Origin of the sequence: Planosporangium thailandense (assembly GCF_011947195.1) — a bacterium.
GTDB lineage: Bacteria > Actinomycetota > Actinomycetes > Mycobacteriales > Micromonosporaceae > Planosporangium > Planosporangium thailandense.
This window is the reverse complement of record NZ_JAATVY010000044.1, coordinates 18397-32381: the sequence shown is the minus strand read 5'-3', so window position 1 is coordinate 32381 and position 13985 is coordinate 18397. Positions and strand designations below refer to the sequence as shown.

The window sequence follows — 13985 nt, the reverse complement described above, 5'->3', positions numbered from 1 at the left end:
GCCCTGCACGTCGCGGTGAACATCTCCGCGTCCCATCTCGGCGATCCCGAGCTGGAACAGGCCGTCCTCTCGGCGCTGCGCCCCGACGGCCTGGCGGCCGGCGAGCTTCTGCTGGAGGTCACCGAGAGCGCCATGATGGACAACTTCGACCAGGCACGGGCCGTGCTCGAACGGCTGAAGGCGCACGGCGTCCAGTGCGCCATCGACGACTTCGGCACCGGCTACAGCTCGCTGAGCTACCTCGGCCGGCTGCCCGCGTCCACCGTCAAGATCGACCGTAGCTTCGTCGAGCACATCACCACGGACGGCGACGCCATGACGATCACCGCAGCCGTGATCCGGATGGCCAACCGGCTACGGCTCACCACCATCGCCGAAGGCGTGGAGACGCCGGAGCAGCTGGCCATCCTGCGCCAGCTCGGCTGCACCGCGGCGCAGGGCTTCCTGTTCAGCCCGGCGGTCCCGGTGGCCACGCTCGCGGCGACGATCGAGGGCCTGGGCGGTTCGCACTCCGGGTTCAGGCTGGCCGGCTGACCGCGATCCGGTAGAGCGCGCGGGTTTGGGGCCGGCCGTACCGGTCAGGTGCACAGCGGACCATCACCAGCCCCGCGTGAGAGGACCGCGCGCCGGTGAGACGTGCTGTCTCGTCGCACCGCTCCCGGGTGGCCACGGCGATTCTGCTTCTGGTGGCCGTGGTCCTGGTCGCCGGATGCGACGACGCGGCGGAACCCGATCCGGCGGACTGGACGACCTACCACCACGACAACAGCCGGGCCGGGCTGGCCCCCGAACTGGCCGCGCTCGGCACCCTCTCGAAGGCCTGGGCGGCCAGGCTCGACGGTGCCGTCTACGGCCAGCCGCTGGTCGTGGCCGACCGGGTCTTCGCCGCCACCGAGAACGACAGTGTGTACGCCCTCGACGCCAGGAGCGGCCGGACGGTCTGGTCCACCCACGTCGGCACGCCGATGCGGCTGTGGCAGTTGCCGTGCGGCAACATCGACCCGCTCGGCATCACCGGCACCATGGTGTACGACCCGGCGACCACGCTGCTGTTCGCCCTCGCCGAGACCACCGGAGGCCGGCACGTCCTGGTCAGCCTCGACGCCGCCACCGGTCAGGTCCGCCAGCGGCGGGCCGCCGAACCGCCCGCGGGCGACCGGCTCGCCCACCAGCAGCGAGGGGCGCTCAGCCTCGTGAACGGCCGGATCTACATCCCGTACGGCGCGCTGTCCGGCGACTGTGGCCGGTACCTCGGCACGGTGGTGGCGCTGCCCACCACCGGCCCGGCCGGCCCCGTCAGCTACCACGTGCCCACCACCAGGCAGGGCGGCATCTGGGCCCCCGGCGGCGGGGTCCTGGTCGGCGACCGGCTCCTGTACGCGACCGGCAACGGCGAGTCGACCACCGCCTACGACGGCAGCGACTCGGTCATCGCCCTCGCCCTCGACGACCTCACGCTCCTCGACCGGTTCACCCCGCCGACCTGGGCCGAGGACAACTCCAGCGACGCCGACCTCGGCTCGATGACCCCCGCGCTGGTCGGCGGGTACGTGTACGCCAACGGCAAGCGCGGCGTCGGGTACACCCTGCGACCCGGCCACCTCGGCGGCATCGGCGGGCAGGTGCACCAGACGTACGTCTGCCCGACCTTCGGCGCGGCTGCGGTGAGCGGCCGCACCGCCTACGTGCCGTGCATCGACGGCCCGCGCGCGGTCGACGTCGACGCCGGAGGCAGGATCACTGTCGGCTGGCAGGCCGTGGTCTCCGGCGGTGGCTCACCCGCCATCGGCGGTGGGGTGGTCTGGGTCGTCGACACCACGGCGGGCATCCTGTCCCCGCTCGACCCGGCCACCGGCGTCGTCCGCCAGCGCATTCCGGTCGGGGAGGTGCACCGCTTCGCCTCCCCCACCCTGGCCCGGGGCCACGCGTACGTCGGCACCATGACCGGCGTGGTCGCCATCGCCGGGGCCTAGCACGCTGCCGGCGCCCGTTCAGGACCGACCTGCGACAGTTCGAGGCCCGGTACGGCCTGCCGCAGGGCCGGTGGACCGGGCTCGGGTCCACCGGCCCTGCTGCGTTGTCGGCGCCGGCACACAAATCCGCTTGCCTGCCCGTCGGCCGGCCACCTACGGTAGGCCGACCACACGCCAGATTCGGGAGTGCAGCATGCGACGCCACGCGTTCGGAGAAGCCGAGCGGCTCAGGCCGTTCGGGCGCGCCGTGGCCCACGCGTGCCCGAGCCTCGGCCGCAGGCGGCGACGCTAGCGCAGGCCATCCGAGCGCTCGTGCCGCCCACCCCTTCAGGGACCGGGCGGCTTTCTTCTGCCCGCTCCTTTCGGGGTGGGGCCCGTCCCGGTAGCTCAGCGGAGAGAGCGCCTGGCTACGAACCAGGAGGCCGCAGGTTCGAATCCTGCCCGGGACACGGATGTTCCCGACGTTCATCTTCCCGACGTTCATCTTCCCGACGTTCATCGACAGTGCGGATTGGAGCGAGGCGTGCAGCAGATCAACAAGCGCCTTCTGAACTGGGCGAGCCTCATCGAGCCCGCGACGCTGGCACAGGCCGAGAAGACGGCCTCGCTGCCGTTCATCTTCCCCCACCTGGCGCTGATGCCCGACGCGCACCTGGGCAAGGGCGCCACCGTCGGCTCCGTGATCCCCACCCTCGGCGCGATCATCCCGGCGGCGGTCGGGGTGGACATCGGGTGCGGAATGGCCGCGGTCCGGACCCAGTACCGGCTCGACGAGCTGGGTGGGAACCTCGCCGAGCTACGGGAGATGATCGAGCGCGCCGTGCCGCTGTCGGCCGGGAAGTACAACACCGTACTCACCGACACCGCGGCCGAGCGCGTCGAGCAGCTCACGAAGCTCGCCGAGAAGGCCGGCTTCGACCCCGCCCGGTACGCCGGGAACTGGCCGCTCCAGCTCGGTTCGCTCGGCTCGGGCAACCACTTCATCGAGGTGACCGCGGACGAGGAGCGCGGTGTATGGCTGTTCCTGCACTCCGGCTCCCGGGGCGTGGGCAACCGAATCGCCTCCCACCACATCCGGGTCGCCCAGGAGGCGATGAAGCGCTGGTGGATCCGGCTGCCCGACGACGACCTCGCCTACCTGGTGGAGGGTACGGACGAGTTCTGGGCCTACATCCGGGAGCTGCGGTGGGCGCAGGAGTTCGCGTTGGCCAACCGCAACGAGATGATGGACCGGGTCGTGGCGTGCTTCGCCGAGTGGCTCGGCGCCCCGGTGGAGGAGCTGGAGCGGGTCCAGTGCCACCACAACTACACGACGCAGGAGTACCACTTCGGCAAGCAGGTGTGGCTGTCCCGCAAGGGCGCCATCGACGCGGCCGAGGGCGTGTCGGGCCTGATCCCCGGATCGATGGGCGACGCGTCGTACGTCGTGGTGGGCAAGGGCAACCGGCTCGCGCTCAACTCGTCCCCGCACGGCGCCGGCCGCAGGTACTCCCGGTCCGCCGCCCGCAAGAGCTTCACGCGGGAGCAGCTGCGGGAGGCGATGGCCGGGATCGAGTACCGGGACACGGACGCGTTCCTGGACGAGATTCCGCAGGCGTACAAGCCGATCGACGTGGTCATGCGCGACGCGGCCGACCTCGTCGAGGTACGCCACACGCTGCGGCAGATCGTCAACGTCAAGGGTGATTGAGCGGCACGGTCGGCGCCGACAAGGGCACGCTGTCAGTCCAGCCGGTACAGGCGGCGGGCGTTGTCGGCGCCGACCATCGACGCCACCCGCCGGGCGTCCGCGCCGGTGAGGGCCCCGTCGTCGACCCAGCCACCCAGCAGTCGGCCGAACGAGTGCCGGAACTGCGCGGCCCCGATCAGGTACAGCTCCGGCAGCAGGTAGGCGTCCGACGCGTACAGCACCTTGCCCACCGGTGCCAGCTCGAAGAACTCGGCGAGCACCGCGTCGGCCCGGGCACCGAGATGGGTGATGGTGAGCCCGACGTCGAGGTACACGTGCGGGTAGACCAGGGCCAGCCAGCCCGCCTGGCGGTGGTACGGGTAGCAGTGCAGCAGCACCAGCGGGGTGCCCGTCGGCTCGACCGCGGCGCAGAACGGTTGCAGCAGCGCCGGGTCGGATCGGGCGAGCGGGACGTCCCGGTCGCCGAAGCCGGTGTGCAGCTGTACCGGCAGCCCGGTGTCGACGCCGCACCACAGCAGGTGGCGCAGCAGCACCGGGTCGGTGAGTCGGGCGCCCGGTGTCCGCAGCCACTCCCCCGCCGCGGCCGTCACCTCGGCCGGGCCGGGCCGGGCCGGGTCGATGTCGAGCCCGTACCGGTAGGCGAGGATCGACTTGACCGCGACCGCCCGGGTGACGGCCGTGCCGAGCGCCTCGGCGTACGCGTCGGCGAACCCGGCGGCCGACACGCCGGTCGCGGCCACCCGTTCGGCGACGCGCTCCAGCCGCACCACCTCCCGCGCCGGGGCGCCCGCGGCAGCGCCCAGGTCCCCGAGGTCGACGTCGTCGGGCAGCCCCGTGTCGACGAGCAGCGCGCCCAGACCGCAGGCGGCCAGCAGCCGCCGGGACGCCTCCGCCGCGCCGATCGCGGCCCGGCGTTCCAGGTACACCTCGACCGGCGCCCCCGGCTGCGCCCCGATGACCGGTGCGCACCAGCGCCGCAGCGCGAAACCGAGCTGGCCGTCCAGATAGGACGTACCGACCGGCGGTGGCACCGACGCCTCGGTGCACCACAGCTCCAGGTCCTCACGACCGACCGGCCCCGTGGCCACCCCGTGGCAGTGCGCGTCGACCAGCGGAAGCCGATTCAGGTACGCCCGCATCAGTACGCCCAGCGGGTGGCCGCCACCACCGCTTCGGGCTTCCGGTCGGCGAACATCTCGATCTCAGCGCGGCGGACGGCCAGGAACGCCTCGAACAGCTCCTTGCCCATGGCGTCGCGCAGCCGACCGTCGGCTTCCAGGCAGCCGATCGCCTCGGGCAGCGAGTCGGGCAGCCGGGCCGGCCGCTGTGGCTCGGGCAGCGCGGCCGGGTCGACGTCGACCTCGTCGGGCAGCCGCAGCCCCGCGTCGACGGCGTCGGCGACCGCGGCGCACACGGCACCCACGACCAGGTACGGGTTGGCCGCCGGGTCGCAGCACTTGAGCTCGGCGTTGGCGGCGGTGTGCCGGGAGCCGGTCGGTCCGGTCACGAACCGCAGCGCGGCCTCCCGGTTCTCCCGTCCCCAGCACTGGAACGCGCCGGCCCAGTGCTGCGGCACCAGGCGTAGATAGCTCGCCACGCTCGGCGCGCCGACGCCGACCAGGGCCGGCAGCCGGTCCAACAGCCCGGCCAGCACCGACTCGCCGCGCGCCGTCATCCCGTACGGCCCGTCACCGCCGGCGAAGAGGTTGCCCCCGGCGTCCCAGGCCGAGAAGTGCAGGTGTGCGCCGTTGCCGACCTGGCCGGCCACGACGACGGGAGCGAACGAGGCCCGCAACCCGTGGCGGGCGGTCACGGCGCGGATAGTCTGGCGCAGCAGCACCACCAGGTCGGCGGCGGCGACCGGGTCGGTCGGGGCGACCGACAGCTCGAGCTGGCCCGCCGCGTACTCGGGGTGGAACTGCTCGACCGCCACGTCCTCGGCGGCCAGGGCGTCCAGCAGGTCGCGGACGTAGTCGGACAGCTCGATGACCCGGGTCATGCCGTACGCCGGGCCGGTGGTCGCCGGCGTCGGCGGGTCGTCGGGCGTGTCCGCGCCGACGAACCACTCGACCTCGAAGGCGGCCTTCAGGTCGAGGCCGGCGTCGGCGAGCCGGGCCGCCATCCGCCGCGCGAACATCCGCTGGCAGGCGACGTACGGCTCGCCTTCCTGGGTCCAGCGGTCGACCGGTGCCCAGGCCCAGCCGGGCTGGGCCGCGAGGACGGTCAACCGGTCGAGGTCCGGGTGCAGTCGCAGATCGCCGACCGGCCCACCCACGTACCGGCTCGTGGTGATCGAGTCGTCGACGCCGAACACGTCGAACACCGGCGACGCGCCGATCCCCCACGCGGCGACCTCGGGCAGCCGTGGCCGGGGCACCGTCTTGACGCGGGTGACGCCGGCGTTGTCGACCCAGGTCAACGCGACCGCCCGGACGGCGCGGGTGGCCAGGTTGTCAGCGAGCTCGCGGGCCTGCGCGGCGAGTGCGTTCCGGTCCATGCCCTCAGCTTTCCACCGTCGGGGACCGTCTGGTTGCCGCAGCGGCACCGAGTTTCCCCGAGGACGGGCACCGCACACCGGCTACCCGGGGCTCAGCCACCGGTAGCCGTAGCCACGCCAGCCGGCGGCGCCAGCGGGTCACCGCGTTTCGGCGGTCGCGAGCGCCTGCCTCAGGTGCGCGCGCCAGGCGCGGGTGACCGGCTTCGGGGCGCGGGTCCGACCGCGGATCATGCCGATCGGTGGGTGCCGGGGTGGTCTTACCAGCTCGTGTACCTGCACCACCGGGCCCTCCGCCCGGGCGTTCGAGGTGGACAGCAGCGCCACGCCCAGGCCCGCCGCGACCAGCTCACGGATGCTCGCGGGACTGTATGTCTCGAACTGCACCCGCGGCTCGAAGCCGGCCTCGCCGGCCGCGGCGAGCAGGATCGTGTGCAGGCCGCTGCCGGCCGCCAGGCAGACGAACGGCTCGTCGCGCAGCTGATCCAGGGACACCGGCCCGCCTCCCGGCGACGGCCGGCCGGGCGGTGTGATGAGTACGATCTCCTCGGCCACCAACCGCTCGGCGATGAACCCGGGCGGCAGGTCGTCGTGGATCGGGCCGAGGACGACGTCGAGGTCGCCGGCCTCCAGGTCGCCCAGCAACTGACCGATCAGACCGGTCCGCAGAGCCAGCGCCACGCCCGGGTACCGGCGGTTGAACCCCGCAAGCAGTCGCGGCAGGTCCAGGGCGGCCAGGCCCGGGGTCGCCCCGATACGCAGGTGCCCGCGCATCACGCTGGCGAGCTGGTCCAGTTCGGCACGGGCCCGGTCCAGCTGATCGAGCACCGCGCGGGCCCGCATCAGGAACAGCTCGCCGGCGTGGGTGAGGGTGACCCGCCGGGTGGTGCGCTCCAGCAGCGGCGTACCGAGCTCCGTCTCCAGCCGCCGGATCTGCGCCGACACCGCGGGCTGGGCGATCCGCAGCTGTTGCGCGGCGCGGCTGAAGCCGCCGAACCGGACGATCGCCTCGAAGTAGACCAGCTGTCGCAGTTCCATCGATTCATAGTTGATAGTTCTAAGTCTCAGCGCAAACGGGTCTTTGACTTATGACCGGACGCCGGGCGAGGGTGGGCGCATGGAGCGACGACACCTAGGCAAGGACGCGCTGGTCACCTCCGCGCTCGGCTTCGGCTGTATGGGCCTGTCACAGGGGTACGGCCCTACCGACGACGAAGAATCCATCCGGGTCCTGCACCGGGCCCTCGACCTCGGCGTCACGATGCTCGACACCGCGATGAGCTACGGCCAGGGCCACAACGAACGGCTGCTCGCGCGGGTCCTGGCCGGCCGGCGCGAACAGGCCGTGGTGGCGACCAAGTTCGGCATCGTCCGCGACGACAGCGGTGTGCGGCTCGACGGACGGCCCGAGCACGTGCGCGGCTACGCCGAAGCCTCCCTGTCCCGGCTCGGCATCGACGTCATCGACCTGTATTACCTGCACCGCGTCGACCCACAGGTACCCGTAGCCGAAACGGTCGGCGCCATGGCCGAACTGGTGCGCGACGGCCTGGTTCGCCACATCGGACTGTCCGAAGTGACCGCTGACCAGCTTGAACAGGCCAATGCGGTCCATCCCGTGGCGGCCGTGCAGTTCGAGTGGTCGCTGCTGTGGCGCGACCCGGAGAATGACGTGGTGCCAGCCGCGCGCCGGCTGGGCATCGGGCTGGTGCCCTACAGCCCGCTGGGGCGCGGGCTGCTCAGCGCCACGCTCGCGGTCGAGGAGATCGACAACAGCGACTTCCGGCGCAGCGACCCCCGCTTCCACGGCGACGACCTGGCGCGCAACCTCAAGCAGATCGCCGCGCTGCGCGACCTCGCCGCCGGGATGGGGCTGCGCACCGGCCAGCTGGCGCTCGCCTGGCTGCTCGAGCAGGGGCCCGACGTCGTACCGATTCCGGGGACCCGCCGGCTGGACCGCGTCGACGAGAACATCGCGGCGGCCGGTGTCCGCCTCACCAACGCCGACCTGTCGCGGCTGGAGGAGGTCGTACCGCGCTCGGGCTGGTCGGGCGACCGCCAGTCCTTCGCGGTACCGGTGAAGGCTCGCAGCCGGCCATGAACCGGCGGCGTGGCCGCGAGCAGCGGGCTACCGTGGCAGTAGGAGGTGGCGAACCGGCCGGCCAGTGCCGACGTGTCATCAGAGTGACATAGGCCGATCACTAGGCGGGTGCATGGCTGGTCGTTCACACCGAGGGCTCCGGTGGCTGGTGGCCGTGGTCGTGTGCCTGGTCTCCAGCGTCGCGCTGCTGACCGGGTCGTCGCCGGAGAGCACGATGACGCGCCCGTTCCGGGTGATCCAGATGAACCTCTGTGACAGCGGCATGGCCGGCTGTTACACCGGCCGGTCGGTGGCCGCGGCCGCCGCGGTGATCCGCAATGAGGCCCCCGACCTGGTCACCCTCAACGAGGTCTGCCAGCAGGACGTGTCCGCGCTGGACCGCGCGATGGCCGCCCGCTACCCCGGTAGCGCCGTCGTATCGGCCTTCACGGCGGCCGGCGACCGCCGCACCGGCGGGGCCTACCACTGCCTCAACGGCCAGCCGTACGGCATCGGTCTGGTGGCGCGCCTGGCGAACCGGGACGGCCGGCACACCATGTACAGCGGCCTCTACCCGGCCCAGGACACCCGCGACCCCGAGGAGCGGGCCTGGCTCTGCGTCTACGCCCCCGCCGACTTCTACGCCTGCACCACGCACCTGGCCGACACCAGCGCGTCTGTCGCGCTCACCCAATGCAGCTACCTGCTGCGTACGGCGATCCCCACGATCCGCGACCGGGGCGGGTACGAGCCCACCGTGCTGGGCGGCGACCTCAACCTGAGGTACCGCGGCTCGCCCGACGTCCGCTCGTGCGTGCCGTCCGGCTATCTGCGCGACGACGACGGCGGGGTGCAGCAGATCGTGGCGACAGCCGAGTTCGTGCTCAGTTCCCGCCGGTCGATCGGCATGGACGGGACGACCGACCACCCGGGCCTGCTGGTCGCGCTCACCATCCCGCGAACCGGGTAGCGCAGCACGGGTCATCGCCGAAGGAGCGGGCCTGCGCGGCGAGCGCCCACCTTAGATTCCGGGCCCGGCCATCAATGGTCGAGTCCGAGGGTGGGCTGCGGCGCCAGCCGTTGGCCCGGCTGCTGTGCCAGGATGGCCGCCATGACTGAGGATCAGGCGCGGCAGCCGGGGCTGGTCGAGTGGCTGGCAACGACGATCGACTGCCCGGACCCGGACGTCATGGCGCGGTTCTACACCAGCCTGTTCGGCGGGCGGGTCACTCGTCAGACCGCTGATTCGGCCTTCGTCGACACCGGACAGCTGCTGCTGGTCTTCCGGGCCGTTCCGGACTACCGGCCCCCGACGTGGCCCTCGCCCGAAGTACCGCTGCATTCGCACTTCGAGTGCGTGGTCGAGGATCCGCACGCCGCCGCCCGGCAGCTGCTGCCGCTGGGGGCCAGCCTGGCACGGCACCAGGATCCGGACGATCCGAACCTGGTGGTCGTCCTCGACCCGGCCGGGCACCCGCTGTGCCTCATCCGGAGCAGCGCGGCCCGGCGTTACTGACCGCGGGAGGCGGCGGCATGGCTGGTACGTCATACCGCTCGCTGCGGCGGTTGGTGGGCGTGGTCGTGTGCCTGCTCCTCGCCGCCTCGATGCTGACCGCGTCATCCGTGGTCGGCACGCTGCTGCGCAAGCCGTTCCGGGTGATCCAGATGAACCTCTGCTCGTGAACCTTGGGGAGTTTGACACCCTATTCGATGTCAAACTCCCCAAGATCTCTGATCAGGACGCCGGTACCACGTGGACGCGGTCGACGCCGATGGCGAGGTGCACCTCGTCACCGACCTCGGCGGCGACCCCGCTGGGGGGCGCCGAGATGACGACCGGCGTGTCGATCCCCGCGCAGCGCACGGTGACCCTGCGCCGGTTGCCCTGGAACACGCTCAGCTCGACCTTTCCCGGCGCGGTGTCGTCGGCCGCCGCCGGACGGATCTGGATGTCTTCGGGGCGCAGGACGCCGATCCCCTCGGCGCGGCTGGTGGCCGCCGCGTGCCGGAACCCGGTGACCCGCCCGCCCGACACCGGCAGGAGGTTGGCCTCGCCGAGGAAGGTGGCGACGAAGAGGTCCGCCGGGCGCCGGTAGACCTCCTCCGGCGAACCGACCTGGACCAGCCGGCCCTTGTTCATGATCGCCACCAGGTCGGCCATCGACATCGCCTCGATCTGGTCGTGGGTGACGGCGATGGTCGTCGTGCCGGTCTCCAGCTGGATCCGCTTGAGCTCGAGCTGCATCGCCTCGCGCAGCTGCTTGTCGAGGGCGGCGAGCGGTTCGTCGAGCAGCAGCAGCGCGGGCTTGAAGACGAGCGCCCGCGCCAGGGCGATCCGCTGCTGCTGTCCGCCGGACAGCGACCGGATCGCGCGGCTCTGCATGTCGGGCAGCTGGACCAGGCGCAGCGCGTCGGCGACCATCTCCCGGCGCCGCGCCGCGGGGATCTTCCGGGCGCGCAGCGGGAACGCGACGTTCTCGCCCACGTTCATGTGCGGGAAGAGCGCGTAGTTCTGGAACAGGAAGCCGATGTTGCGGGCATGGGCGGGCAGGTCGTCGATGGCCTTGTCGTCGACCCGGACGTGACCGCCCGAACGCTCGATGAAGCCGGCCAGCACGTTGAGGGTCGTGGTCTTGCCCGAGCCGCTCGGGCCCAGCAGCGTGACGAAGCTGCCCGCCGGGATCTCCAGATCAACCCCGTCGAGGATGCGTGTACCGCCGAGGTCGACGGTGAGGTTGTCGAAGGTGACGTTGACGCTCATGATGCTTCCTGTTTGTTGGGGCGGGACCCCACGAGGGCCACCACGGCGAGCAGAGTGACCGCGAGGCAGATGACGAGAGCGCTGGCCGCCGCGATGGCCGGCGAGGCGTTCTCGCTCGCCGAGGTCCAGATCTTCACCGGCAGGGTCTGCTGGGACGGCGGCACGAGGAAGAAGGCGAGCACCGCCTCGTCGAAGCAGACCGCGAAGGCGAGGATCGCGCCGCTGATGACGCTGCGGCCGACCAGCGGCAGTTCGATCCGCCAGACGACCGACGGCCACCGGTAGCCGAGGCTCTGCGCGGCGCGCGACAGGTTCGGGTCCACCGCGGCGAGCCCGGCGGAGACCGTCACGAAGACCAGCGGCATGGCCAGCGTCGCCTGGCCGAGGGTCAGGACCGTGAGGCTGGTGCCGCCGACGAGGTTCTTGTAGGTCAGGTACAGGCCCAGCGCGAGCACCAGTTGCGGCATGACCATGGGGGCGAGCAGCACGGTGCGCACGATCCGCCGCCCGCCCGAGATCCGGCGTACGGCCAGTGCGGCGCTGGTACCGGTGACCATGGCGATCACGGCTGCGGTCACCGCGACCCGCGCCGAGTTCATGATCGAGCCCTGCCAGGCGGGGTCGGTCAGTACCGTGTCGAACCACTGCCAGGAGAAGCCGACCGCCGGGAAGACCAGGTACTTGCTGCTGGTGAAGGCCAGCGGCAGGACCGCGATGAGCGGGGCCAGCAGGAACACGGCGATGAGCACGCCGATCGCGGTGAACCAGCCACGGGTACGCGGCAGGGCGTCACGCAGAGCGTCCATCAGACCCGCTCCCACTGTTCACTGATCTTGAAAATCCGGTCGGCGATCGCGTACAGGACGAGCACCGCGATGAGCAACAGCGCGCCGAGGGCGGCGGTGAGCCCGATGTTCTCCAGCCGTCCGAACTGGACGCCGATGACCATCGCGAGCACCTGGGTGCCCGGGCCGCCGAGGAACGCCGGCGTCACGTAGAAGCCGAGCGACAGGATGAAGACGAGCAGCACGCCGGCCCACGAGCCGGACCGCAGGCTCGGCAGCACCAACCGGCGGAGCACCAGGAACTCGGATCCGCCGAGGCTGCGCGCGGCCCGTACCTGCGCCGGATCGAGCGCCTGCAGTGAGGCGTAGATCGGCAGCACCATGTACGGCAGCATGATGTGGACCATCGGCGGCAGCAGGCCCGGCAGGGTCTGGAACAGCCCGAACCCGGCGGCGTCGGTGAGCCCCAGGGACCGGCCGAGCGTGTCCAGCGCGCCGTTGGGCTGCAACGTCAGCACCCAGCCGTAGGTGCGCACCAGCAGCGAGATCCAGAACGTGAGGAAGAGGATTCCGAACAGGATCTGGCCGACGACGCGCGGCGCGAGCCCGACGGCGAGGGTGAACAGCAGCCCGCAGATCCAGGTGGCGATGGTGACGGTGACGGCGAGCAGCAGGGTCTTGCCGATCGAGTGGACCACCATCGGGTCCCGCATGGGCTGCGTGACCGCCCCGACGGGGCCGTTCTCGCGCAGCGCCACCCCGATCGTCACCGCCACCGGGCCCAGCATCCCGAGTACCAGCAGCAGGGCCGGCGGCAGCATCAGCCACCGGCCGCCGCCCGGCCCGGACCACACTCGTCCGGGCCGGCGGCGCCGGCGTGGTTCAGCTTCCGTGATCGCAGCGGTCACTTGCCGACCCAGTCGAAGAACCGCTTGACGTACTCCCCGTCCTGCTTGGCGGCGACCTCGGTGTTGACGACGGCCGCCTTGGCCTTGTTCTCGTCGGAGTTCGGCTGCAGCGCCTTCTCGTCGGCGCTGAGCAGATCGAACGCGGCCGAGACGGTGGGGCCCAGGTACAGCGACCGCGCAACCTCGGCCTGGACGGCCGGGTGCGACATCGTGTCGATCAGCGCGTTCACCGCGTCGGCGTGCTTGGCGTTCTTGGTGATCGGGAAGGCGCCCCAGGGGTAGAGCACGGCCTGCTCGTACGTGAAGTCGCCCTTGCCGTCCTTCTTGAGCTGGATCATCCGGCTGTTGGCGATGGCGACCATCGTGGCGCTGCCCTGCACGATGTACTGCTGGCCCTGCGCGTAGCTGTCGTAGAAGACGAGGTCGCCCTTGATCTGGTCGAGCTTGCGGAAGGCCCGGTCGAAGTCGAGCGGGTAGAGGTTGTCCTTGCTCACGCCGTCGGCCATCAGGGCGATCTCCACCGTGCCGGCGTAGATGGACTTGGGGAACGCGCGCTTGCCGGGGAACTTCTTGGTGTCGAAGAAGTCGGCCCAGTTCTTCGGCGCCTCCTTCAGGCTGGACGACCAGCCCAGGACCACGCTGTACGCGTACGAGCCGGCGGCGTAGTCCTGGTAGGCCTGGTCGACGAGGTCGCAGCGGCGCACCCAGTCGGCGAGCTTGGCCGGCGCCTTGCCGGACTGGATCAGGGCGACGGTGGAGTAGCCGTCGAAGTCGATGGCGTCCCATTCCGGCGACGCGGAGTCGACCATGTTGAGGAACTTGCCGTAGTCCCACGGCGCGTCGACGACCTTGGCTCCGGACAGCTTGCTGAACTGGTCGAAGACGCGCTGGTGGCGGACCTGGTAGGTCTCACCGCCGAAGCCGGCGAGGACCACCTCCGTGGAGGAGAGCTTGGGCCATTTCGCGTTTATGTCGCTCGGCAGCGTGAACGCTCCCTTGGAGCTCGCCGACGTGGCGCCGCCGCCGCTGCTGGTGTTCGAGGCCGCGCAGGCCGAGAGAAGACCCGGAACGGCGAGCGCCCCACCACCCGCCAGGGCGAGCTTCAGGAAGTTCCGACGATTGGTGTGATTGGGATTCATTGACATCTCCCAGGGACTATGGCCGACCCAGACAAGCGAGCAAGTTGGCAAACGCTAGCTTGGTCTGGCGGACGTTGGCAATATCTTTCGTTCGCAAAGACAGGAAATCAAGAACGAATAGATGGCGTGTCACCGTACAGGCGTTACATTGAACC

At 71.2% G+C, this 13985-nt stretch carries 14 protein-coding genes and 1 tRNA gene; 8 read left to right on the top strand and 7 right to left on the bottom strand.

Annotated features, from left to right (window positions below; translation table 11 throughout):
• The 4 genes from HC031_RS30885 to HC031_RS30870 form a co-directional block, all read left to right on the top strand.
• The coding region (locus HC031_RS30885) for an EAL domain-containing protein (RefSeq protein ID WP_167928988.1) at positions 1 to 534 on the top strand (534 nt) is incomplete at its 5' end.
• Between the two features lie 95 nt (positions 535 to 629).
• The gene (locus HC031_RS30880) at positions 630 to 1973 is read left to right on the top strand and encodes an outer membrane protein assembly factor BamB family protein (protein WP_167928987.1); all 1344 of its coding nucleotides are present in this window, start codon (positions 630 to 632) and stop codon (positions 1971 to 1973) included.
• A gap of 376 nt (positions 1974 to 2349) precedes the next feature.
• Positions 2350 to 2422 (top strand) — tRNA-Arg (locus tag HC031_RS30875).
• Positions 2423 to 2496: 74 nt separating this feature from the next.
• Positions 2497 to 3663, top strand: coding sequence for an RtcB family protein (locus tag HC031_RS30870; protein WP_167928986.1), 1167 nt, complete (start codon positions 2497 to 2499; stop codon positions 3661 to 3663).
• Positions 3664 to 3695: 32 nt separating this feature from the next.
• Here HC031_RS30870 and HC031_RS30865 read toward each other — a convergent pair whose 3' ends face one another.
• From HC031_RS30865 to HC031_RS30855, 3 genes are all read right to left on the bottom strand, one after another.
• Positions 3696 to 4802 (bottom strand): amidohydrolase family protein, encoded by a 1107-nt coding sequence (locus HC031_RS30865; RefSeq protein ID WP_205863469.1) that lies wholly within the window; start codon positions 4800 to 4802, stop codon positions 3696 to 3698.
• A complete protein-coding gene (locus tag HC031_RS30860) occupies positions 4802 to 6160 on the bottom strand; it encodes a type I glutamate--ammonia ligase (RefSeq protein ID WP_167928985.1) in 1359 nt (452 codons plus the stop codon). The genes HC031_RS30865 and HC031_RS30860 overlap by 1 nt, the downstream gene beginning before the upstream one ends.
• A 138-nt stretch (positions 6161 to 6298) precedes the next feature.
• A complete protein-coding gene (locus HC031_RS30855; protein ID WP_167928984.1) occupies positions 6299 to 7195 on the bottom strand; it encodes a LysR family transcriptional regulator in 897 nt (298 codons plus the stop codon).
• A gap of 79 nt (positions 7196 to 7274) precedes the next feature.
• Here HC031_RS30855 and HC031_RS30850 point away from each other — a divergent pair, with 79 nt between their 5' ends.
• The 4 genes from HC031_RS30850 (at position 7275) to HC031_RS30835 (ending at position 9920) form a co-directional block, all read left to right on the top strand.
• The gene (locus HC031_RS30850) at positions 7275 to 8258 is read left to right on the top strand and encodes an aldo/keto reductase (protein ID WP_240943247.1); all 984 of its coding nucleotides are present in this window, start codon (positions 7275 to 7277) and stop codon (positions 8256 to 8258) included.
• 112 nt (positions 8259 to 8370) lie between these two features.
• Positions 8371 to 9207, top strand: a complete 837-nt coding sequence (locus tag HC031_RS30845; RefSeq protein ID WP_205863468.1) for an endonuclease/exonuclease/phosphatase family protein — start codon at positions 8371 to 8373, stop codon at positions 9205 to 9207.
• Between the two features lie 141 nt (positions 9208 to 9348).
• Positions 9349 to 9753, top strand: a complete 405-nt coding sequence (locus HC031_RS30840) for a VOC family protein (RefSeq protein WP_167928982.1) — start codon at positions 9349 to 9351, stop codon at positions 9751 to 9753.
• Positions 9754 to 9770: 17 nt separating this feature from the next.
• Positions 9771 to 9920: a hypothetical protein gene (locus HC031_RS30835; RefSeq protein WP_167928981.1), complete on the top strand. Its 150-nt coding sequence runs from the start codon at positions 9771 to 9773 to the stop codon at positions 9918 to 9920.
• A gap of 52 nt (positions 9921 to 9972) precedes the next feature.
• Here the strand turns inward: HC031_RS30835 and HC031_RS30830 are convergent, their stop codons facing one another.
• The 4 genes from HC031_RS30830 to HC031_RS30815 form a co-directional block, all read right to left on the bottom strand.
• Positions 9973 to 10998: an ABC transporter ATP-binding protein gene (locus HC031_RS30830; RefSeq protein WP_167928980.1), complete on the bottom strand. Its 1026-nt coding sequence runs from the start codon at positions 10996 to 10998 to the stop codon at positions 9973 to 9975.
• Positions 10995 to 11804: an ABC transporter permease gene (locus HC031_RS30825; protein WP_167928979.1), complete on the bottom strand. Its 810-nt coding sequence runs from the start codon at positions 11802 to 11804 to the stop codon at positions 10995 to 10997. Before HC031_RS30825 ends, HC031_RS30830 begins: the two co-directional genes overlap by 4 nt.
• Positions 11804 to 12604 carry an ABC transporter permease gene (locus HC031_RS30820; RefSeq protein ID WP_167928978.1) on the bottom strand — a complete coding sequence of 267 codons (801 nt, stop codon included), beginning with the start codon at positions 12602 to 12604 and terminating at the stop codon, positions 11804 to 11806. The genes HC031_RS30825 and HC031_RS30820 overlap by 1 nt, the downstream gene beginning before the upstream one ends.
• A gap of 83 nt (positions 12605 to 12687) precedes the next feature.
• A complete protein-coding gene (locus HC031_RS30815) occupies positions 12688 to 13830 on the bottom strand; it encodes an extracellular solute-binding protein (RefSeq protein WP_167928977.1) in 1143 nt (380 codons plus the stop codon).
• Positions 13831 to 13985: the final 155 nt, after the last annotated feature.